This window comes from Lysinibacillus sp. NPDC097868 (genome assembly GCF_044761135.1).
Classification (GTDB): Bacteria; Bacillota; Bacilli; order Bacillales_A; family Planococcaceae; genus Lysinibacillus.
In genome coordinates, this window is sequence record NZ_JBIWBS010000001.1 from 753,834 (window position 1) to 775,433 (window position 21,600).

The following is a 21,600-nucleotide window of genomic DNA, read 5'->3' on the forward strand; positions in this document are numbered from 1 at the left end:
AATGGATATATGTAGCACTTGCTGTACTTGTGGCCTCACTAGCAGCACACAAGTCAGCTTGGCTACTTGCTAGTTTACTAATAGTAGCAACTTGGCTTACTTTAAAAGGCGAAACATTTATCATCTCCGCACTCGTAGTAAGTGCTGGACTTCTTTCTTTCTTCTTTATTACAACTATTCGATTGACGGAACCTTCCCCTTTACCGTCAACTTTTCAATTAACATGGACGAGCGATTATAAAATTAATGGACAACTGCTTAGTGGATTTACGAGAACGGAAACAGGTGAAAAACTTTATGTCATGTATACGTTATCCTCTGAGCTCGAAAAGCATTTTTATGAAACTACATCAATTACAGGCTTTACCTATGTCGTTCAAGGAGAACTTGTAGCACCAAATCCCCCTGCACATACTTACGCTTTTTCCTTTGAGAAATATTTAGTGAGCAAAGGTGCAAGGGGCATATTTGAAGTGAAGAGTTGGACGTTGATGACGGAGAAAAAAACCATTAGCTCTGTTCTTGCGAAGTACAGATTTCACCTGAAAAAGCATATTGAGACTTCCTTTCCACCATCGCTTATCGCAGAGGCACAGGCACTGCTTATTGGTTTGCGAGATATGGATGATGAGCTCCAACGAGCATATCAAAAGCTCGGCATTACGCATTTATTTGCGATTTCCGGCTTACATGTAGCGCTTGTATCATGGTTGTTTTATGAGGGGTTATTACGCTTGGGGATTCGCAAAGAAATGGCCATAATTGTCTTGCTCATCTTGTTACCTGTTTATGGTGTCATAGCGGGTGGAGCACCTTCAGTAATCCGTGCAGTTTCTATTGTGGAACTGATCATGTTACTGCGCTTTACGAGGTGGCATTTGTCAGTTGATGATGCACTAGCCATCAGCTTTATTTGCTTTGTCTTACTAGAGCCAGGTGTTATTTTTCAAATTGGCTTTCAGCTATCCTATTTAGCAACAGCTAGTCTTATATACTCGAGGGGTATCTTTCAAGACAGGAATTGGTTACAAAAATCATTTTTAATCACGTTTGTATGCCAACTACTTGTTTATCCGCTATTACTTCATCATTTTTATGAACTATCCATATCTTCGTTTTTAGCGAATATTATCTTTGTACCATTATTCTCATTTATAATCTTACCAATAAATATTTTAATGGTTATCGCCACATTTCTCTCAATGCCTTTAGCAAAGCTATTATTTAACGTATATGAGCCAATGCGTAATTGGCTAACGGAGGCAATTCTATTTTTACAAGCTTTGCCATTACAACTATGGTCGCCGGGGAAACCTGCCTTATGGCTAATATGCATAGCTTTTGTCAGCGTGCTTTTTAGTTTATATTTTTTAGAAGCGAAGCACTATAGCAAAGTAGCCATTGTCCTTCTTATTCCTGCTTTTTGTATACATCTTGCGCCTATATTATATAAGGAAACAAAGATTACGTTTTTGAATGTAGGTCAGGGTGATTGTACAATCATTGAATTGCCGTTTAGAAGGGCCGTATACGTGGTTGATGCAGGCGGTGTACTTCGGTTTAGGCAAGAGCCTTGGAAGGTCTCAAACAGCCCCTATGAGGTTGGTAGACAGGTTGTTGTACCGTTTTTAAAAGGAAAGGGTATTCGGGAGGTGGATATATTGATTTTGACCCATCCAGATGCCGACCATGTAGAGGGAGCAGAAGAAGTGCTTGAGGAGATAACGATGCGTGAAATTCATGTAACACCAGGCTCATTAAATACACCTGCGATGCAAGATTTATTAGCGGAAGCAACGAAACAAAAAGTACCAGTGAAGGAAAAGATGGAAGGTACATCATGGCATGTAGGTTCTACAAGCTTTCACTATTTATCACCCCGCGATACGCATTATGAAGGCAATGACGATTCCATTGTATTATTTATACAGCAGCAATCGTTTCGTGCATTGTTAACTGGTGATTTAGAAGAAGCTGGAGAACGTCAGCTGATAAAGCTATATGGCCAACAACTAGCAAACATTACGCTTTTAAAAGCAGGTCATCACGGTAGTAAAACATCAAGTATAGAGCCATTTGTAGAGCTTCTACAGCCTGCATTAACAGTTTTTAGTGCAGGACGTAATAATCGCTACCAACACCCACATGACATTGTAGTCGAGCGTTTTAAGAAGCGTCGATTAGCGACAAAAACGACCAGTATAGATGGCACAATCGAAGTCACTATTTATCGTGATAAATGGATTGTTCGTACAGAAAAAGACCTTGTCCGAAACTGAACAAGGTCTTTTCCATTGCTATAAGAGGTAGATTACATGCTTGCGTAGTCTACTATTACTGCGATGATGAACATAATAGTGAAGACCCCAAATGATACGCCGAAACCAACGCCTGAATCGATAGCATCGTTACGTTTGCATTGTATATTATTACCTTCAAATGGATTCATTGTCATCCCTCCAATTCTGTTACTAATTATAAGACATCGTTTTCATAAAAGCTATATCGAAAAGATGAATTCCCAACTGTGGCAAGGAATGGACACAATTTAGCTCAAGGTCACAACCGAAACTAAATCATGTATACTAGTAGTATTGCTATATGGAGGTAAAAATATTATGATTTCAACGGTTTGGAACAAAATAAAAAAAGGTGAGCTTTCGCCAGTGTATTTGATTATTGGTGAAGAAAGCTATTTTATAGATGAAACTGTAAAACGTTTAAAGGAAGCACTAGGAAATGAAGAAGAGATTGAAATGAGCACTTTTGATTTGGAAGAGTTGCCGGTTGATGTCGTTATAGATGAGGCGGATACAATCCCATTTTTTTCAGAACGGAAGCTTGTAATTGCTAAAAATGCGTCGTTTTTAAAGGCAACTGAAAAAGGTAAGGAAAAAATAGATCACGATGTTAAACGTTTAGAGTCATGGCTTGCAAACCCTTCAGATTTTTCGGTTACGGTTTTCATTGCCCCGTATGAAAAGCTGGATGAACGAAAAAAAGTGACAAAAATGATGAAAGAGCATGCGTTTATCGTCCAAGCAGAAACACCGAAAGAACAAGATTTAGCAGTGTGGATTCAAGGGCTTGTAAAAGCGCAGGGTAATACAATTACTCAAAGTGCTATTGAGCAGCTTGTCTCAATGGTTGGATCGAATATGCTACAACTTCAAATGGAAATAGAAAAACTTGCATTATACGTAGGCGATGGTGGAGAAATTACAACGATGCTAGTGGAGGATTTAGTAGCGAAAACACTAGAACAAGATGCCTTTAAAATGTTAAACGCGTATTTGGCACATGACCCAGTAGCAGCATTAACAATTTACCATGATTTATTACGACAAAAACAGGAGCCAATTATGCTTGTCGGTCTTCTTGCCTCAAATGTGCGTACGATGTCGAATGTTTTTTACTTGCTGAAAAAAGGCTACCATCCACAGCAAATTGCAAAAAATTTAAAAATCCACCCTTATCGTGTAAAGCTAATGGTCGAACAACGCAACCGTCCATCTGACGAGAGCTTATTGAAGGCTTTGTACCAATTGGCTGAGGTCGATTTACAATTAAAAACAGCTGGTGGAAACCGCGAGCGTTATTTAGAACTATTTTTACTGCGCAAACTGTAAAAAATATTTACTAGTTGGGCATGAATGGTTGTATAATGTCGTGGGGGGTTTTTGAACGTGCAAACACGAATTCAGTACATGGATAGCCTACGTGCTATTGCAATTATAGGCGTACTATTTTTACATGCTGCGACTCCTTATGTCGTACTTTATGACAAACTATCTAGTTTTGATTGGCAAACAGGCATTGTGTTCAATGCTTTGTCACGATGGTGTGTACCCATTTTTTTAATGATTAGTGGGGCACTTTTACTTGGACGAAAGGAAGAATCTTTAAGCACCTTTTTTAAAAAGCGTGCCAATAAAATTTTACTACCTTTCATTGCTTGGTCGATTATTTATTATGCATGGGCAACATATATGTGGAATCCAGGGTATTCGTTAAAAGAATTTCTAATCATGTTTTTTAATGATCAGATATACTATCATTTGTGGTATTTTTATGCGCTTATCGGTATTTATCTACTAGCGCCAGTTTTTAATATTTTCGTTAATCATGCCTCCAAACAAATGATAGGCTATGTGATTGTTCTGTGGATGTTATTTTATGGGGTATTCCGTTATTATTCATATATCGTGAGTAATGAATTTACATTGTTTTTCCCTTTAAGTGAGTACATCGGCTTCTTTTTACTAGGCTACTATTTAGCGAAATTTGAGCTATCGAAAAAATGGCGTGTCGGAATTTACATGTTAGGGATAATTGGTGCGCTTGAAACGATTTGGAGCACAAATGTGTTGACAGAGCAGCAAGGACAATTTTCAGGCTATGCATTTTCGTATTCCAGCCCTAATGTTATTGCGATGAGTGTTGCACTTTTTGTTTTTGTAAAATATTGGGTTAATCAAAAAGTAGCAAGCGGAGGCTATGAAACAAGTAGGATAGTCAAGCTAATTGGACAAACAAGCTTTGGTGTTTACTTAGTACATGCGATGATTTTAGATAAAGTCCGTCCGTACTTTTTTGAAGGAAATGAGCTTTTTGTAAAGCCACTTATGGCGATTCCGTTACAAGTAGTAATCATTTTAGTGCTTTCTACAATTATCGTGCGGGTTATACAGAAAATACCATTGTTAAAAAGGTTGATTTAGTAGAAAAAATCGAACACATAAACGATTAAAAATCCGCTTTGCTTATTAGCGCGGAGTAAGACACGAATGTCTCGTGTTTTTACTTATCTCGCAGTAGCAAGGCGGATTTTATTTGTAGATTATTACTGATAAAAAAAATTAGAAATGAAAAAAGACCAGTTCCTCCTAAGAGTAAACTGATCCTTAATAAACACTTACGCTTTTTTAGCTAGGCGAGACTTTTTACGAGCCGCCGCGTTTTTGTGGATAAGTCCTTTTGAAGCTGCTTTATCTAAAGATTTGTAAGCTGCTTGTAAAAGTTCTTGTGCGTTTTCAGCGTTTGCAGCAACAGCGTTTTCAGCTTTTTTCACTGTAGTACGCATTGCAGATTTAGCTTGAGTGTTAGCAGCGTTAGCTTTTTCGTTAACTTTTACGCGTTTAATCGCAGATTTAATGTTTGGCATATCTTTCACCTCCTAAAATAGGTACGAGATGATATCTTCTCATTGATTTCTTGTGTCAATACAACAAAAATCATTTTAACAAACGCTAGGCTAAATTGCAATAGATAAATGCAAAGAATATTTACTTGACAGTTTGAACAAACTACAAATTGAGGTGAACTGAATGCAAAACTTAAATTGGCAGCGTACTGATTTAATTGATGAATCTGAAGAGGTAGTTTTACATCAAACGAAGGAACAAAAAGATACACTTGAACATTCAAGTGGGGTTCAAATTGAAGACAAAACAGCTGGGCGTGTGAAAATTACCGATGTCCAAGTAAATGCTGAGGGTGGAAAACAAATAGGCAAAAAGGAAGGGAAATATATAACCCTTTCCGTCCCAACGCTTACTTTAGAGGATGAAGATGGATTCGAACAGCTTGAGAAAGCATTGTTGGAAAATTTTAAAACAATGCATGAATCAATTTCCTGGAAGGAAGATGACAAAATATTAATTATAGGTCTTGGCAATAGAACGATTACGCCAGATGCCATTGGACCTTATGTTATTGATCACTTGCATAGTCTAGAGCAAATCGATGACAAATTTGTCATGTATGCACCTGGGGTAACAGGACAAACAGGATATGAAACAGGTGAATTTGTAGCAGCATTAGCAGAGCGCCTGCAACCAAAATTAATCGTAGTAGTAGATGCACTCGCAACGAGAGCCAGTGATCGATTATGTAAAACAATTCAACTTACAGATACAGGTATTCACCCTGGATCAGGTGTTGGCAATCAGCGCAAGGAAATTTCTTATGAGATGCTCGGTATCCCGGTTACTGCTATCGGAATTCCAACAGTCGTTGACGCGCCAGTTTTAATTGCTGATGCAGTAGAGGTGATGCTACGCTCTATTGCTGCGCGTGTTGCGGAACGTGGAAAGCCTTCTTCTAAATTATCCTTATCTTCTTGGCGACCAGACATTAATAAAGAACTTGATATGTCCCTTGTGACACCGATTTTTGGTGAATGGGCAACATGGACAAAAGAGGAGCGTCAACAGCTTTTTGAAGAGACATTTGCCGCTTCCCATGCGCAGTTAATGGTTACACCAAAAGAAGCAGATTATTGGATAGATAAGTATGCAACAATCATTTCAACTATGCTTATGAATTGGGCAAACGATCTATAAAAACATCGTTCTAAAAGACACATCCCCTCCATACGATAAGGGGAGGAGGGTGTGACTTTGCTAAAAAAACTACAATGGTCAATTGGTCTATTATTGTTCTTTTTCGTATTACCAGTCATTGCTGGGCAACTTCCGTTCAACAAGCAAGCATCGACTCCGATCAAGCAACCAGAGGATAAACAAGTCGTGTTTGCCGCTACTAATTTGCCTGAACAAACAGCACTAGAGTTGACAAAAGAGCAGACGGAAGAACAGGATCCTTTTAAAGTATTATTGTTATTTACGCATTCACAAGAAGCCTATCAACCAATGGTGAAAGCGGTAAGCGGGAAAGCAGACGTTTATGATGAGAAGACAAATATTTATAATTTACAAGGTGCGGTTGCCAAGCATTTTAGCATGAACGGTATACAGACAGATGTATTAGATGTTGATGTCATGAAAGTAATGAAAGCTGAAGGCAAAACTTTCCCACAAGCTTACAACACAGTACGTCCATATTTAGCAAATCGTTTACAGGAACAATCTTATAATTTAGTGATTGATTTGCATCGAGACTCTGCCAAGCGTGATACGACAACTATTACACATAACAATGAAAGTTACGCACGTATAGCCATTGTTGTGGGGGCAGAACATAAAAATTACAGGTGGAATACTGCTTATGCAGAAAGTCTTTCTGCTGCTATGAATGAAATTGTGCCAAAGGTTTCAAGAGGGGTTATATCTAAAAGTGGTGACAATGTAGATGGTCGTTACAATCAAGATTTAGCCAAAGAAATGATTATAATTGAATTAGGTGGAATAGATAATACAGAAGAAGAATTAAATCGTACAATTGCAGTAATTGGAAAAGCAATTGCTAAAAGCTTTGTGACTGAGTCAAAAAGTTAAAAGTGAGCGTCTTGTCATTCTTTATTTTAAAAATATTCGAGATAGCTAGTTTATAATGAAATAATCATATCCATGCGATCTTCGTCGTTGTCACTGTTATGAAAATGAGTTGATGTAATCCATGTAGGGGAATGAATGGTAAGTGAGGTTGACTATTGAAAAAATTACCTAAATTTTTTTGTTTCAGAGGTCTTTCAATTGTTTTTACCTTGCATTATACTTTTCAAGTCAGCTCATACGCCTTATTGAATCGGGCAATTTTTTCGATGGTGTACATCAATGGAAAAACCGCTTCAAAAGCATCTACCATTATGGGCAGATGCTTTTTTTCGTTGGTTAATATTACGAATTTTAATGTAAAAGTAAAGTATTTTATACATACATTTGTAGTTTTTTTGGTATTTATACAAATCACGGAGATAAAAAAATTCTCAGTGAAAATTTTTTTTGTTTTAGAAAATGGTTAACCTTTTTAGGTAGCTCATTCGTCTTTAATAATAGCAATGGAAATGATAGAAAAGGGGCAGAGGCTAGGCATAATACGAACTATTTTTAAAACTAAATAATGTTAAAAGGGTTTTACATTTATTGGAGGAAACAGTATGTTAGGCAAGACATTGAATCATCGTTACATCCCGGGATTAGATGGGATTAGAGCATTAGCAGTACTAGCTGTAATTGCTTATCATTTTAACTTTCGATGGGCCAGTGGAGGATTCCTCGGAGTTGATATATTTTTTGTATTATCAGGTTACTTAATCACCTCAACGATTTTACCGATGCAAGGTGAGCAACTAACAATCAATTTGCGTAAATTTTGGATTGGACGCTTTCGACGCCTAGTACCTGCTGCATATGTCATGATAATGACCACTTTCGTGTGGGTGATGTTATTTCATAAAGAGCTTTTAAATACTTTGCGAGGAGATGCCCTATCCTCAATTTTTTATTCTAGTAATTGGTGGTTTATTTATCACAAACTATCTTATTTTGATAGTTTTGGGTCGCCTTCCCCTTTGAAAAATTTATGGTCTTTAGCAATTGAGGAACAATTTTATGTTATTTGGCCAATCGTATTAATCATTGGATTGTCTATATTTAAAAAACAAAGTAAATTTTCTAACATTATTTTTATTGGCGCAATTTGTTCAGCATTACTTATGGCTATCCTATTTCAGCCTGGAGCTGATCCAAGCCGTATTTATTATGGAACAGATACACGTTCATTTGAATTACTAATCGGTTGTTGGCTTGCCTTCGTCTGGCCGATGAAAAGACTTTCTACTAAAAAACTTTCTGCAAAGCATGTTTATGAGCTCAATAGTATTGGCGTAATCACCTTTATTATTTTTATTGCCTGTATTTTGTATGTAGATGAATACCAAGCATTTTTATATAGAGGCGGCATGTTCCTATTTTGTATTAATGCTGCATTATTAATTGCCTGTGTTTGTCATCCAGCTAGTTTCTTAGGGAAACTACTCTCATGGAAACCACTTTGCTGGATTGGTTCTAGATCATATGGAATTTATCTTTGGCATTACCCAATTATAGTGCTAACTACTCCTGTTCATGAAATAGGAAATCCAGTATATTGGCGTGTCGCTTTACAGCTTGTATTTATATTAATCGTCGCAGAATTATCGTATCGTTTTATTGAAATGCCGATTCGTAAACAAGGATTCCGAACATATTTCCGTAAATATTTGGTCATCAATCCGAGCAAGTGGCAAAATTTTTCGATTGCAAGAAAAATAGCAACTGCTGTTATTCCGCTATTCATTTTAGTGTTTTTTACTGGCATGACAGGGGTACTAGGGGAAGCACAACAGGATATAAAGGAGAATTACCCTACAAATATTAAAATAAATGGTGAAGAACAGCATTCTGCTAAAGATACGCAAGAAAAAAATAAGAACGAGGAAGACGTAGGAACGTCTGTGGAAAATAACGACGAAACGTCTCAAGCAGAAAAAGACAAGCCGAGTGAAAATCCTATGAATGAACCATATAAAGAACTATTAGCTATCGGGGATTCGGTTATGATTGATATTGCTACGCGTTTACATACGCTATACCCTAACATTACAATCGATGGGAAAATCGGGAGACAAGTTTCACAAGCAGTTAAATTGGTTCCTAGTTACAATCGCTTTAATCAACCAGATAAAGCGGTCATTATACAACTAGGCACAAATGGTTATTTTACAAATGACCAGATTGATACGCTCCTTGGCGCGTTCTCACAAGCTCAAATATACTTAGTGAATACACGTGTACCACGTCCATGGGAAACAAAAGTCAATAATGCTTTAGCAAATAAAGCGCATGAGTATAACAATATTACATTAATTGATTGGCATTCAACAGCGCTTAACCATCCAGAGTATTTTGCTCCGGACGGCGTACATTTAGAACCAAAAGGGGTAGAAGCTTTATCTAACCTTATTCAGCAAGCAATCGATGCTCATATGAATAATGTTTAATGTAAACTACCAATTTAGCCTCCATTTATCTACTTCAACGTTGATGTAGAATAACTTTCAGGTAATGATAAGATACAAAGAGACCAGCAGCTTAAAATTAGTTGCTGGTCTCTCTTTTGTTTTAAATATAAAATCATAGAGATTTTTGCATACATTTTCCACTCACTAAAGTAAGCGAATAGTTACAAAATAAAGGGTAGGCTTAGAAAGCATCTGCAAAAAAAATGCAGGTGCTTTTTTTGATAGTGTCTACTCACTCACAAGTATATGCGTGCGAAAATGACATTTTTGCATAGACATCACGTTTCCAAAACATAAATGACAATGACCAATGTTGTACACACACTCGCCATATTTTTTGTGCTCCTTATAGAGAGCCATTTTTAGCTTAATTGCCTCAATATGGTGCTTTATTATGCATTGATTTGCAGAAAATAACAAACATAAATAAGAGTAACCATTGATTTAACAGCATTTATGCCGTTCTAATGTTGTGGTTTGTATATGGTTCATAGTATAATTCATTATAGTTTAATTAGGAGTGGAAGAGATGAACCGAGAAGCACGATTAAAAAGACAAGAGAATATTCGAAATTTCTCTATTATTGCACATATTGACCACGGGAAATCAACGCTTGCTGACCGTATTTTAGAGCAAACGAAGTCATTGACATCCCGTGAAATGAAAGCACAGCTACTCGACTCAATGGATTTAGAGCGTGAGCGAGGCATAACAATTAAGTTAAATGCAGTCCAATTAAAATATGAAGCCAAAAATGGCGAAGTGTATACATTCCATTTAATCGACACACCAGGACATGTCGATTTCACATATGAAGTATCACGTAGTTTAGCTGCTTGTGAGGGCGCTATTTTAGTTGTGGATGCAGCACAAGGCATCGAAGCGCAAACGCTGGCTAACGTTTACCTAGCACTTGATAACGACCTAGAAATCTTACCAGTTATTAATAAAATTGACTTACCTGCGGCAGATCCAGAGCGTGTCCGTCAAGAAGTCGAAGACGTAATCGGTTTAGATGCTTCTGAAGCGGTATTAGCATCTGCAAAAGCTGGTATCGGAATTGAAGATATTTTAGAGCAAATTGTTGAAAAGGTTCCTGCACCAACAGGTGATCCAGATGCACCATTACAAGCACTTATTTTTGACTCTGTCTATGATGCCTATAAAGGTGTTATCATTTCTATTCGAATTATGAGTGGTACTGTTAAACCGGGCGATAAAATTCGCATGATGGCGACAGGTGCTGAATTTGATGTAATTGAAGTCGGCGTACATACTCCGAAAAGTGTACCGCAAGAGGAGCTAACGGTTGGTGATGTTGGCTACTTAACAGCGTCTATTAAAAACGTTGGTGATACTCGAGTTGGTGATACTGTAACATTTGCTAATCGTCCAGCGACAGAGCCATTAGCAGGTTATCGTCGTTTAAATCCGATGGTGTACTGTGGCTTATACCCAATCGATACTGCCAAATATAATGATTTACGTGATGCATTAGAAAAATTAGAACTGAACGACTCGGCATTACAATATGAACCTGAAACATCGCAAGCGCTTGGCTTCGGTTTCCGTTGCGGCTTCTTAGGACTACTTCATATGGAAATCATTCAGGAACGTATTGAACGTGAATTTAACATTGATTTAATTACAACAGCACCATCAGTAATATACGATGTTTACATGACAGATGGTTCGTCACTTAAAGTTGACAACCCATCATTCATGCCAGACCCACAAAAAATTGATCGTGTAGAAGAACCATATGTTAAAGCGACGATTATGGTACCAAACGATTATGTTGGTGCAGTAATGGAGCTTTGCCAAATTAAACGTGGTAATTTCATGACGATGGATTATATTGATACTTCACGTGTCAGCATCATTTATGAAATGCCATTATCTGAAATCGTTTATGACTTTTTCGATTATTTAAAATCAAATACGAAAGGCTACGCATCATTTGACTATGAGCTTATCGGTTATCAGCCTTCAAAACTAGTGAAGATGGATATCCTATTAAATGCTGAGCAAGTTGATGCACTAAGCTTTATCGTTCACCGTGACTTTGCTTACGAGCGTGGGAAAGTAATTGTAGAAAAACTAAAAGAATTAATTCCACGTCAACAATTCGAAGTGCCAATTCAAGCAGCAATTGGTCAAAAAATTGTAGCTCGTTCAACGATTAAAGCGATGCGTAAAAACGTTTTAGCAAAATGTTACGGGGGAGATATTTCCCGTAAACGTAAACTTCTTGATAAACAAAAAGAAGGTAAAAAACGTATGAAACAAGTCGGTTCAGTCGAAGTACCACAAGAAGCGTTCATGGCTGTACTGAAGATGGATGATTCGAAGTAATTCAGTAGTGGTAAGAGTTTGTAACGTATTTATTTTAGGGTTCAATGGTAACTAACGAATAAATATATCTGAGTTAGAAAAGCCTTTCACATTTCTGTGGAGGGCTTTTCTTATTCAAAAATAGGAGATGAGCCTTATGAGAGGTATTGATTTGAACCAGTTATGAGAACTGAAACAGAAGCTTTATTGCGCACACTGTTAAGGACGGTATTATTTCAGGATTTATAAAATGGTACAACTGACCATTGATTGGTTTATATGACACCAATTCAGCAGAGAGGTAGTAAATGATAAGTGATAACAGTTTTCCTTGTTTTTGCATACTATAGGAGCATGTATGCAAAAAGAGGAGGATAAAATATGGTAATGCCTTCATATAATCAGAGAATTACTCCCCAGCAGGCAATGCAGATTGCTGTGCAAAGAGTACCTGGCCAGATCATTCATTATGGTATGGATATGGAAAACGGCACTTTAGTGTATGAAATATTCATATTAACTGCTCAAAATAAGATTTATGAAGTAGAAGTAAATGCAAAGACAGGTGTAGTTCGAAAAATTGAAGAAGAGAATGATTATGATTAATTAAAAATAAAAGGACAGGACTTACTTAGCTGAATAAACAATAAAAAATGACTCCGAAATGAACTGCACCTCAATTGTTAGACACAATCTAACAATTGAGGTGCGTTTAATATGGTTAAGTTTACACTAGACAATTACTTTACTTACAAAAGTATAAAGTGTCTAACTTTTTGGGTTCACTTCAAATATGGGTGGTCAAAATAAATAAAACCTAATTAATCTTATATTATAATGAGGTTGATTTACTTTTCTTCTCATTAATTATAAGGTCTTCTTGATTTTGTGGGCGAGCAGTTTCAGTATGTCCGACACGCTCATTAGGTTTTTTTATATTTGATTGTTTTGTTGGCTCGTCTGTTGCAAATTCTGTATCTTTCTTATCCCTTTTCATTTCAACACCTCCTAAAGATATTATTTAACTTTTCTCAATAAAATATCCTTGTTTATTTCGACTTCATACTTACAACTATAGCGGAGCTGGTTTTTTTATTTGCAATGAAAGAGCCATATCGAAGAGTTAACGATTCTTCACTTTAAAATGCCAATAAATGGTCGATATATAAACAAGAGGTGATGTAATATGAAACTTACGAATGAAGTAAATTCTTCTAATTTCATGAAGTTGTCAAATGGATCAGCAATTAAGCCTAAATTGGTTCAGCAAAATCTTATAGTACATAAAGATACATTAACAATTGGACAACAAGCTCGTAATTTGTTTAAAGGGCAGCAAGCTAAAACAAGTCTTATCGAAAGTTTAATGAAACAACGTGAGAATATTCAAAAGATGAAAAGTGACCTGAGTGAACGTACGTTAGAAAGTGGCGGCGACTTATCATCTATTAAAGAACAACTAAAAGATTTTGAAAAGCAAATAGCTGATATTGATGCGCAAATAGCTGAACAGCAAACGGATGAGCAAAAGAAAACGACAAACCAAAATGAACAGGATTTGAAAAACGAAAAGCCATCCAACTCAATGGAAAATCTTTTAGAAAAATCGGTTTCACTAGAACAAGTGAAAACACTTGAGTTGACAAAGAATTCATTAGGACGTGAGCAAAATCGCCTTTCCAGTGAATTAGAGATGGATGCCGACCGAGGTATTTTTATTGATAGTAAATATGAAAAACTTTCGGATGTAGAGAATCGAATTCAAACTGTTCAAGAACAAGTTGCTGAAGAAATTCAGAATACTGATGATAATGAACTAAATGATGAAAATTTTTTAGCTTCTATGAATGAAGACGAAAAGCTTAAGGATTCAAAAACGGATAATCAATAATGAGCATGATTAAGCTTAATAAAGCTGTGCTGAAGTTAGACGAAGGATGTAACCTCTATAGTCTTAGCGTCAATTTAGAATTAAAATAGCCCAGGTTCTCAAGCAATTTTGAGCCTGGGTTTTTATTATTCAGTTAGCTTCGCAGTTATTTTATTGAATTTAAATTTTCAAACAAAAAAGGTTAATATTAGTAAATGTCGAAATTGTTATCTTATATTAAATAATTGTAGGGAGGCAAGATATTGTGACCATACCAATAAAAAAAACACCGATTAAAAACCAAATTGGCGGTGTATTTGTACCGGTACGTGATCTTGAAAAAGCAAAAGAATGGTACAGTAAAATACTTGGAATAGAAGGAGGAGAAATATTTTTCGGGCATATATATACAGCACCAATGAAGGGAACGGCAGGTTTAATGTTAGATACAATGCCTAAGTGGAGAACTGAAGATGGGGATATTTCAACTTATCAAGCTCCTTCTATACAGTTTATAACAAATGATATCAATGCTTCCTATCAATTTATGAAAGAAAATGATGTTGAACTTGTAACAGAAATTGAGGATAATTTTTATTTTGTTATTAAAGATCCCGATGGTAATTTACTGATGATTTGTAAAGAGACAACTTAACCAAGTTTTAGTATGCTGGGCGGTTTGTAATGACTATCCATTCTGACTTACGATATAAATCGCGTATAGAGCAATAAATGATATTGATAATTAAGGACCTCTTATACAAATTTTTTTACCACTTATCTTGTGAAAATCAAATCTGTTAAAACTTAATGTTACATTATGGAATAAGGAACGAAAATTTCTTTGATAAATTTAATTAATCTTAGGGGACCGCAAAATGAATAAAAAAACTTGGCTTATTTTTTGTTGCTTAGCTATTGGTATTGCTAGTTATTCCATTGTTCAATATTTGATATTGGATGCACATCAAGCAGGATTTGTTAGTATGAAACTTATGTTTATTGATACATTAGATTCGCTTTGGTATACCATGCTTTATTTTCATATTATATTTAGTGTACTGGCATTAGTTATAGGTCCCTTTACATTATTCTCAAAGTTTAGAGAAAACAATATAGAGCGACATCGAATTTTAGGGAAAATCTATATGATAGGCGTATTATTCGGGAGTGTTTCAGGACTTTATTTAGCCATTTATGCTACTGGGGGATTCGTATCACAGCTCGGTTTTAGTGCACTATCTATATTATGGATGATCACTGGATATCAAGCAGTTGTCAAAATTAAAAAACAAAAAATTCATGATCATCAAAAATGGATGATACGCAATTATTCGTTAACTTTCGCAGCTGTAACATTGAGAATTTGGCTTTTAGTCTTTACGGTATTATTTGGTTTTGAAAATTTTATGATTAGCTATCCAATCATTTCATGGTTATGTTGGGTGCCTAATCTCATTATAGCTCAATGGATTATTGGGCGGTCACGTCATGAAAGAGGCGTTATAGTTAAATAAGTTAGGATTAAAACCACTTCATTTTGGGTGGTTTTTTATATGTTCTTGTAGAAAAATATAAGGGGAGAATTAATATATAATATTTTTTACATAATACTAAAATTTTTATTAAAAAAATGTCTGAATTTTATAAAAAAGTAAAGTCATTTTACTATTGATTGAGAAATGTTCTCAATGATAAATTATTATTAAATTGAGGTAGTTTAGCTATAGCTATTCAAATAATTTACTCAAATAAATAAGGAGGTTCATTCTGAAATTTAAACGAATAATATTAGTAGCATCTATAACATTTGCAATGTTCTCTTTGTCCAATGTCCAAGTATCAGCTTCAGAAATAAGCGTTTTTTCAAATGTTTATACGACTAATCAATCGATTTCGTCTGATGAAATAGAGACAAATGCCAAAAAATTTGATGTTGATATTATTAAGTTAAATGATAGTATGTTACAAATTGAAATTATAAATGAAAATGTTGATATTTCATTTAATGAGAATGGTGAAGTAACACTATCTAATAGTGAAAAATCAGAAGTTCTACCTACTTATGCATTTGATAAAAATAATGATTATGTACAATTGGTTTATAAACAAACAAACCTCGGTTTAATTGTTGAATTACACAAAGATGAAATAATGTCATTGGGCAGATCGAAAAAGTCAAATTGGAAATGTGCTTTAGGAATATTAGGTGGATATTATTCTGGAGCTGTCATTGGAGGCGCCTCTGGAGCTACTGCAGGTTCTCTTATTCCAGGATTAGGGACACTTGCTGGTGGTGTTGGGGGTGCAATAATTGGTGCAATTGGAGGCGGAATGACAGGTGCTTCTGAATCTTGTTTTGATTAATGGGGTGATGGCAAATGGAATTACGTGATTGGTTTAGTATTCCGATGATAATAAGTCAAGTCGTTATTTGGATATTATGGAGCTTTTTACAGTTGGCGTTAGGTAGTGAAGTAATCGATTTACTCTTCAATCCGTTAAATCCACTTTTTCTGTTTAATTTAATTTTTGGTGTTTTTTATCAGATTAAACAAAATAAAAAGACAACGCAATGAACAAGGACTGGTGGACATTTAGCTATTCGCTCTAGCTACTTCAAGTTTTAAGTGATGGGGTGATGTCTTTTGGAAATGCGTGATTGGTATAGTATACCAATGATATTAAGTAGTTTTGTCATTTGGATTTTATCGATTTTCTTACAAATTGCACTAGAATTTAATTTAATCTGGCTTATTTTTAATCCGTTAAATTTCCTATTTATAGCAAATTTAATTATAGGTGTCGTCTATCAGATTAGACAAATTAATAAGACAACATATTAAGATAAGATATTACAATGGCCGGTTGCACAAAATAGAGTGAAGCTGGTCTTTTTTTATGGCTGAAAATAATTATAAAAATTGGAAATTTATATTTATTGAACTTACATCTAGTGTATTCTTAAGAAAAGGGGGAATTATCGTATATTGGAGCATCGCATTCCCAATATAGTCGAACGAATGAATGCAATCGGTGGAGACGTATCGATAGTAAAGATTGAGGCGGCTGCATCGCCATAACAAATTGGACAATGTGAAAACCAATTAGTTTTCCAGCTGCCTGAGAGTTATAACAAAGTGCTATTAGAGTTTTCATCCACATGTAACTTTCATTGGTTTTTCCCGATGATTATCAATTAGCTGGTGAATTGGATGGAATGTTTAGCGGGAGGCTCCACTGGGATTTAGGATTATTGAAAGAGCTGAATGATGATAAAAATGATGGGTTACAGAAGTTTTTTTCAAATCTAAATAATGAGTATGACAAAGTGCGGCATCATACATTAGCCTTTTATGAGGTAGGCAATGGAGATTATTTTGCATTTGACCTCGCTGATAATCGTCCAGATGCTTGTGTTGTTTATTTAAGCCATGATGATGAAGAAGGGCATGGCTATAAATTTGCGGATAACTTTATTGATTTTTTGGAGAAATGGTCAAGAGTTGCATTTGCGGGAGGGAAAGATTGGAAGTGGCTACCATTCACATCAAATTCTAAAAGTGAGCTTTTACCAGAAAGTCCATCTGCGAAGTTGTTCAGAAATTTATTAAAGTTACCAATTTAATTTGAAATGCACTAACGTACGACTAAAAGAGTAAATCAACTAAAGGAGCTAAGAATATTGTACGAAGAACAACTAGCAATGGCCATTCAATTACGAACAGATAATAAGAAGCGAGAATCCAATCAATTACTTTTACAAATGGTAGAGGAATATCCTGATGATGCATTCATTAACTACCAATGTGCGTGGAGCTTTGATGTTTTAGGAGAAGAATTACAAGCCGTTCCCTACTATGAAAAGGCCATTAAGCAAGGGTTATCTGGAACAGATTTAGAGGGAGCGTTCTTAGGACTTGGCAGTACATATAGAACGTTAGGGGATTATGAAAAATCGAAAAATGTTTTTTTAGAGGGAATAGCATTATTTCCAACGAATCAAGCATTACAAGTGTTTTATGCAATGACTTTATATAATCTAAACGAACATTCAAAAGCGATGGAGCTCTTATTAAAATGCCTGACAGATACTACAACAGACGCTGACATACTGAGTTATAAAAATGCGATTAATTTCTATGCAGATCAATTAGATAAAGTATGGAAATAGAACAATTTAATCCTACTATAATGGAGGAGGTTTACAAATGACGAAGTTTTTTATGATGAACATATGTAAAAAAACAGATAACTTAGAATGTGGGGAAACGAATGAAGAAAAAGTTTTTGAGAAAAAATCTGAGCTAAAAGAGTATTTGAAAAATGAAGGGTATTATAAGGAATCGAAGTATCAATATATCAAAATGCATGAAGAATCGATTTATATTGCTACAGTCGAAAAAATAAAAGTTAAATGATCGTGATATCACGTATGATGCGCGTGACTTTTTTTATGAAATGATAGTGCCGTCCATTAAGGTAAAATTGAAGGGGTGTTGTAGTTGAAAATTAGTAAAGAACATGCAGAACATTATCATTGGGGAAATGCGTGTGATGGTTGGCATTTAGTTAAAAATAATGAATTGAGTATTATTCATGAACGAATGCCTGCCAATACAGCTGAAGTTTGTCATTATCATCTTGAAGCCCAACAATTCTTTTTTGTACTTTCGGGTACTGCAACAATGGAAATAGACGGAAAACGAATTATATTGCAGGCGAATGAAGGAATTGAAGTGCCCGCTCTTCAGTCACATCAAATGCGTAATGATTCGCAGGAAGATGTAGAATTTATGGTAATTTCTCAACCGAATAGTAGAGGGGATCGTATACCCGTATAGTGGTAGAAGTTTTCAAGCCGTAATTGCTTTTCAAATTGTTCATTCTTTTGCATGAGGTACATCAAGTATTTATTTAGTACAGTAAATGTATTAAATGCAAAGGGGATGTCTGGAGGATGAAAATATCAAAAATGAAGCTTTACGCGCATGATTTACATAAAATGAAGGCGTTTTACTGTGACATATTAGGATTTGAATTGTTAGAAGAAGCGGAGCATTTTTTTGAAATAGCAGCCGGGGAAAGCGTCATCCAATTCGAAATATTGGATGCTTCTGTAGCAAAGCAATATCATTTTGCGCTCAATATACCAAGTAATTTATTTCAGCAAGCGAAAAAATGGGTGCAAGAACGCGTAGAAATATTACGCTCAGATGAACAAGATGAAGTATATTTTAAATTTTTAGATGCGTACGCATGCTATTTTTACGATCCAGAGGACAATATAATAGAGTTTATTGCTAGACAGGGGATAAACCCAAAAGTTAGTAACAAGGCATTTTCCATTCAACATGTATTAAATATTGCGGAAATAAATTTAACGACTGATGCGATTCATACTGTCGCAGAACGTTTAAAGGAGTATGGTATCACGCCCCTTAAAGATGAAGAAATACGTACAGATGCGCTTACTTTTATGGGGAATTACGAGGATGGTGTCCATCTATTAATCGGTCCAAGTGAACGCATGTGGTATTTCTCTACTAAAAAAGCAATTGTCAGTCCTATTAATATCATAGTCAATAATTATCTACAATTATACATAAGTGCTAAGGGTGATTTCGCTATATCGCAACTTTAATAAAGCATCAATTATTTGTCATTATTATAGTAATCTTCTTGTTTGCTTAGCTGTATGGTGTACTTATAAATTAAAAACAGAAATAGCAAAATTAGCGATGATTTTTTGTTATATTTTCCCCTTTATTACATCGGGATTTGAGCATAGCATTGCCAATATGACACTTTTTAGCCTTGCGCTCTTTATTCCACACGGTGATTTTGTATCGCTTGGTGGTACGGTGGCAAATTTAGTTCCTGTCACAATTGGTAATATTATTGGCGGTGCAGTAGTAGGTTTTGTCTATTGGGTTAACGCGAGGGAATAATCGCGAAAGATTGAGTCATAGAAAGGAGCAATGAATGTTGGAGGATGCTAGTCGTTTGAAAGAAGCAATAAAAAAGCTGTGTGAAGAGGAAGCAAAGTCAATGCTTTTCATATCTTTACTAAATGGCAAGTCGAGTGAGGACATTAAACAAGTTATTTTGCACATGTCAGAAGATAAGGAAAAAGCATTTAATGCACAAACGCTACATATCCTATTTGGTGATTCACCGGGTGGAAGTATAAAAGCTGCATTCCGAGATACGGACTATCAAAAGACAGAGGATATTATTGTCTTCCCGGATAATTTGTCCATTGGGCCAGTAAAAAATATACATAAAGCGTCGGGGATTGAAGCACGACTTGAGTGGTTTCAGAAACGATACAAAATTGAAGATGATGGACTGGAGCATTATAGAAAACGTATGTTAGATGCTTTAGAAAACGTAAACAATATTTTACCACATCAGACTATCGTTATTTGGACATGTCAAAATGCGCACGAACAAACAGGATTACGACTTGTGTTAGCCATGCTTGAAGGCAAATTGAATGCAGTACGTGTAATTGATACGTTTACTGCTTTTCATGAAAAAAATATGTCCTCGCGCTTAGTGGAAGAAAACTATCCAAGAACAACTGGTGAATTAAATGGAGAAACGCTTCTTAAATTTTACGAGCAGTTTGGGATGGAACCATTATCTAACGTCGAAAGACAAACTCTAAGTGATGAGGGTAGATATATATTGTCAGACGATATCCATATCATCCGAACATGGGCAGGTAATCAGCTACTAAACAGCAGTAATGAAAATCGAGATGATGACTTTATTATTGAATGCGCTAAACGTATGTATCATGAAGATGGTAAGGTGGAATATAAGAAGGCTGCACGATTAATTGGAGAAGTGATTGGACATATGCAACAATATACCGGAGACGAATGGATTGAATATCGTCTAAGAAGTTTAATCAAGCAAGGCGTTTTTTCGTATAGAGGTGATTTAAAGGCAATGCGATTTTATGAAGTGAAATTACAAGATGATTTCTTGACAAATCAAATTTCTTGAAGTTTTGACTTCATTAAAAAGCATAGATAAAATAATGTAGAAGAGTTAGAATGACTCTCACAAGTTAGTAGCACTTATCAGTGAATATAAAGATTGCATTAATAGATTAATTAAAAGAAAGGAAGTTAACAATGAATCCTGAAATCAATCAAAATGCGATTCTTCAAGCAATTTTGGAGCTTTCTACACAAGTACAAGGCGTGAAAACAGAGATTCTACAAAAAATCGAGGCGCTAGAAACAAGACTAGATTCAGTTGAAACAAGATTAGATGCGATTGAAACAAGACTAGATTCAGTTGAAACAAGATTAGATGCGATTGAAACAAGATTAGATGCGATTGAAACAAGATTAGATTCGGTTGAAACAAGATTAGATTCGGTTGAAACAAGACTAGATTCGATTGAAACAAGACTAGAGAAGAAAATTGAATCACTTGAGAAAAAATTACTAGAAAAAACCGACGCAGTTGAAAAAGATCTTAGTGAAAAAATAGAAGAAGTGGATGCGAAGATGGAAGTGTTAATACTTGAAATATTAGAAACAAAGGCCGACGTGTTAAAGTTGAAGAAAGCAAAATAAATTGTGTCGGGTGTCACTATGTGCAATAATCATAGACAATTCGTGACCATAA

Annotated in this window: 24 protein-coding genes; 21 read left to right on the forward strand and 3 right to left on the reverse strand. The window is 35.5% G+C overall.

Features of this window, described 5'->3' with window-relative positions; genetic code table 11:
* Positions 1 to 29: 29 nt before the first annotated feature.
* On the forward strand, positions 30 to 2,279 hold the full coding sequence (locus tag ACIQXJ_RS03525) for a DNA internalization-related competence protein ComEC/Rec2 (RefSeq protein WP_403049689.1): 2,250 nt from the start codon (positions 30 to 32) through the stop codon (positions 2,277 to 2,279).
* 32 nt (positions 2,280 to 2,311) lie between these two features.
* Here the strand turns inward: ACIQXJ_RS03525 and ACIQXJ_RS03530 are convergent, their stop codons facing one another.
* On the reverse strand, positions 2,312 to 2,449 hold the full coding sequence (locus ACIQXJ_RS03530; protein WP_340826450.1) for a YqzM family protein: 138 nt from the start codon (positions 2,447 to 2,449) through the stop codon (positions 2,312 to 2,314).
* 169 nt (positions 2,450 to 2,618) lie between these two features.
* Here ACIQXJ_RS03530 and holA point away from each other — a divergent pair, with 169 nt between their 5' ends.
* Positions 2,619 to 3,629 (forward strand): DNA polymerase III subunit delta, encoded by a 1,011-nt coding sequence (gene holA / locus ACIQXJ_RS03535; protein ID WP_403049692.1) that lies wholly within the window; start codon positions 2,619 to 2,621, stop codon positions 3,627 to 3,629.
* Positions 3,630 to 3,686: 57 nt separating this feature from the next.
* On the forward strand, positions 3,687 to 4,721 hold the full coding sequence (locus ACIQXJ_RS03540) for an acyltransferase (protein ID WP_403049695.1): 1,035 nt from the start codon (positions 3,687 to 3,689) through the stop codon (positions 4,719 to 4,721).
* A gap of 194 nt (positions 4,722 to 4,915) precedes the next feature.
* On the opposite strand, the gene rpsT is transcribed toward ACIQXJ_RS03540, so the two are convergent.
* A complete protein-coding gene (gene rpsT / locus ACIQXJ_RS03545; RefSeq protein WP_172772128.1) occupies positions 4,916 to 5,164 on the reverse strand; it encodes a 30S ribosomal protein S20 in 249 nt (82 codons plus the stop codon).
* A 163-nt stretch (positions 5,165 to 5,327) separates the two neighbouring features.
* Here rpsT and gpr point away from each other — a divergent pair, with 163 nt between their 5' ends.
* The 5 genes from gpr to ACIQXJ_RS03570 all read left to right on the forward strand — a co-directional run bounded on the left by gpr (position 5,328) and on the right by ACIQXJ_RS03570 (position 12,686).
* Entirely contained in the window at positions 5,328 to 6,344 is a 1,017-nt protein-coding gene (gene gpr, locus ACIQXJ_RS03550; RefSeq protein WP_403049698.1) for a GPR endopeptidase, read from the forward strand.
* A 51-nt stretch (positions 6,345 to 6,395) separates the two neighbouring features.
* The gene (gene spoIIP, locus ACIQXJ_RS03555) at positions 6,396 to 7,238 is read left to right on the forward strand and encodes a stage II sporulation protein P (RefSeq protein WP_403049701.1); all 843 of its coding nucleotides are present in this window, start codon (positions 6,396 to 6,398) and stop codon (positions 7,236 to 7,238) included.
* 602 nt (positions 7,239 to 7,840) lie between these two features.
* Complete coding sequence (locus tag ACIQXJ_RS03560; RefSeq protein ID WP_403049704.1) at positions 7,841 to 9,724, forward strand: acyltransferase family protein; 1,884 nt, start codon at positions 7,841 to 7,843, stop codon at positions 9,722 to 9,724.
* A 550-nt stretch (positions 9,725 to 10,274) separates the two neighbouring features.
* Complete coding sequence (lepA, locus tag ACIQXJ_RS03565; protein ID WP_403049707.1) at positions 10,275 to 12,101, forward strand: translation elongation factor 4; 1,827 nt, start codon at positions 10,275 to 10,277, stop codon at positions 12,099 to 12,101.
* Between the two features lie 360 nt (positions 12,102 to 12,461).
* On the forward strand, positions 12,462 to 12,686 hold the full coding sequence (locus tag ACIQXJ_RS03570) for a PepSY domain-containing protein (protein WP_139859978.1): 225 nt from the start codon (positions 12,462 to 12,464) through the stop codon (positions 12,684 to 12,686).
* Positions 12,687 to 12,912: 226 nt separating this feature from the next.
* Here ACIQXJ_RS03570 and ACIQXJ_RS03575 read toward each other — a convergent pair whose 3' ends face one another.
* On the reverse strand, positions 12,913 to 13,077 hold the full coding sequence (locus tag ACIQXJ_RS03575) for a hypothetical protein (RefSeq protein WP_172772122.1): 165 nt from the start codon (positions 13,075 to 13,077) through the stop codon (positions 12,913 to 12,915).
* Between the two features lie 189 nt (positions 13,078 to 13,266).
* Between ACIQXJ_RS03575 and ACIQXJ_RS03580 the strand changes: the two genes are divergently transcribed.
* The 13 genes from ACIQXJ_RS03580 to ACIQXJ_RS03640 all read left to right on the forward strand — a co-directional run bounded on the left by ACIQXJ_RS03580 (position 13,267) and on the right by ACIQXJ_RS03640 (position 21,548).
* Positions 13,267 to 13,971: a hypothetical protein gene (locus tag ACIQXJ_RS03580; RefSeq protein ID WP_403049712.1), complete on the forward strand. Its 705-nt coding sequence runs from the start codon at positions 13,267 to 13,269 to the stop codon at positions 13,969 to 13,971.
* Between the two features lie 244 nt (positions 13,972 to 14,215).
* Positions 14,216 to 14,605 carry a VOC family protein gene (locus ACIQXJ_RS03585; RefSeq protein WP_403049715.1) on the forward strand — a complete coding sequence of 130 codons (390 nt, stop codon included), beginning with the start codon at positions 14,216 to 14,218 and terminating at the stop codon, positions 14,603 to 14,605.
* A gap of 223 nt (positions 14,606 to 14,828) precedes the next feature.
* Positions 14,829 to 15,467, forward strand: a complete 639-nt coding sequence (locus ACIQXJ_RS03590; protein WP_403049718.1) for a DUF2306 domain-containing protein — start codon at positions 14,829 to 14,831, stop codon at positions 15,465 to 15,467.
* A gap of 307 nt (positions 15,468 to 15,774) precedes the next feature.
* Positions 15,775 to 16,317 (forward strand): Pathogenicity island protein, encoded by a 543-nt coding sequence (locus ACIQXJ_RS03595; RefSeq protein ID WP_403049721.1) that lies wholly within the window; start codon positions 15,775 to 15,777, stop codon positions 16,315 to 16,317.
* A gap of 14 nt (positions 16,318 to 16,331) precedes the next feature.
* The gene (locus ACIQXJ_RS03600; protein ID WP_403049724.1) at positions 16,332 to 16,529 is read left to right on the forward strand and encodes a hypothetical protein; all 198 of its coding nucleotides are present in this window, start codon (positions 16,332 to 16,334) and stop codon (positions 16,527 to 16,529) included.
* A 677-nt stretch (positions 16,530 to 17,206) separates the two neighbouring features.
* Positions 17,207 to 17,578 (forward strand): SMI1/KNR4 family protein, encoded by a 372-nt coding sequence (locus ACIQXJ_RS03605; protein WP_483869681.1) that lies wholly within the window; start codon positions 17,207 to 17,209, stop codon positions 17,576 to 17,578.
* A 78-nt stretch (positions 17,579 to 17,656) separates the two neighbouring features.
* The gene (locus ACIQXJ_RS03610; RefSeq protein ID WP_403054815.1) at positions 17,657 to 18,124 is read left to right on the forward strand and encodes a tetratricopeptide repeat protein; all 468 of its coding nucleotides are present in this window, start codon (positions 17,657 to 17,659) and stop codon (positions 18,122 to 18,124) included.
* Between the two features lie 37 nt (positions 18,125 to 18,161).
* Positions 18,162 to 18,371 (forward strand): hypothetical protein, encoded by a 210-nt coding sequence (locus ACIQXJ_RS03615; RefSeq protein ID WP_403049730.1) that lies wholly within the window; start codon positions 18,162 to 18,164, stop codon positions 18,369 to 18,371.
* A gap of 84 nt (positions 18,372 to 18,455) precedes the next feature.
* A complete protein-coding gene (locus ACIQXJ_RS03620; protein ID WP_403049733.1) occupies positions 18,456 to 18,794 on the forward strand; it encodes a cupin domain-containing protein in 339 nt (112 codons plus the stop codon).
* Positions 18,795 to 18,910: 116 nt separating this feature from the next.
* Complete coding sequence (locus tag ACIQXJ_RS03625; protein WP_403049736.1) at positions 18,911 to 19,594, forward strand: VOC family protein; 684 nt, start codon at positions 18,911 to 18,913, stop codon at positions 19,592 to 19,594.
* Entirely contained in the window at positions 19,569 to 19,901 is a 333-nt protein-coding gene (locus tag ACIQXJ_RS03630; RefSeq protein WP_403049739.1) for a formate/nitrite transporter family protein, read from the forward strand. Before ACIQXJ_RS03625 ends, ACIQXJ_RS03630 begins: the two co-directional genes overlap by 26 nt.
* Before the next feature lie 55 nt (positions 19,902 to 19,956).
* Positions 19,957 to 20,967, forward strand: a complete 1,011-nt coding sequence (locus ACIQXJ_RS03635; RefSeq protein WP_403080840.1) for a DUF1835 domain-containing protein — start codon at positions 19,957 to 19,959, stop codon at positions 20,965 to 20,967.
* Positions 20,968 to 21,098: 131 nt separating this feature from the next.
* Complete coding sequence (locus ACIQXJ_RS03640) at positions 21,099 to 21,548, forward strand: DUF7310 family coiled-coil domain-containing protein (protein WP_403049745.1); 450 nt, start codon at positions 21,099 to 21,101, stop codon at positions 21,546 to 21,548.
* Positions 21,549 to 21,600: the final 52 nt, after the last annotated feature.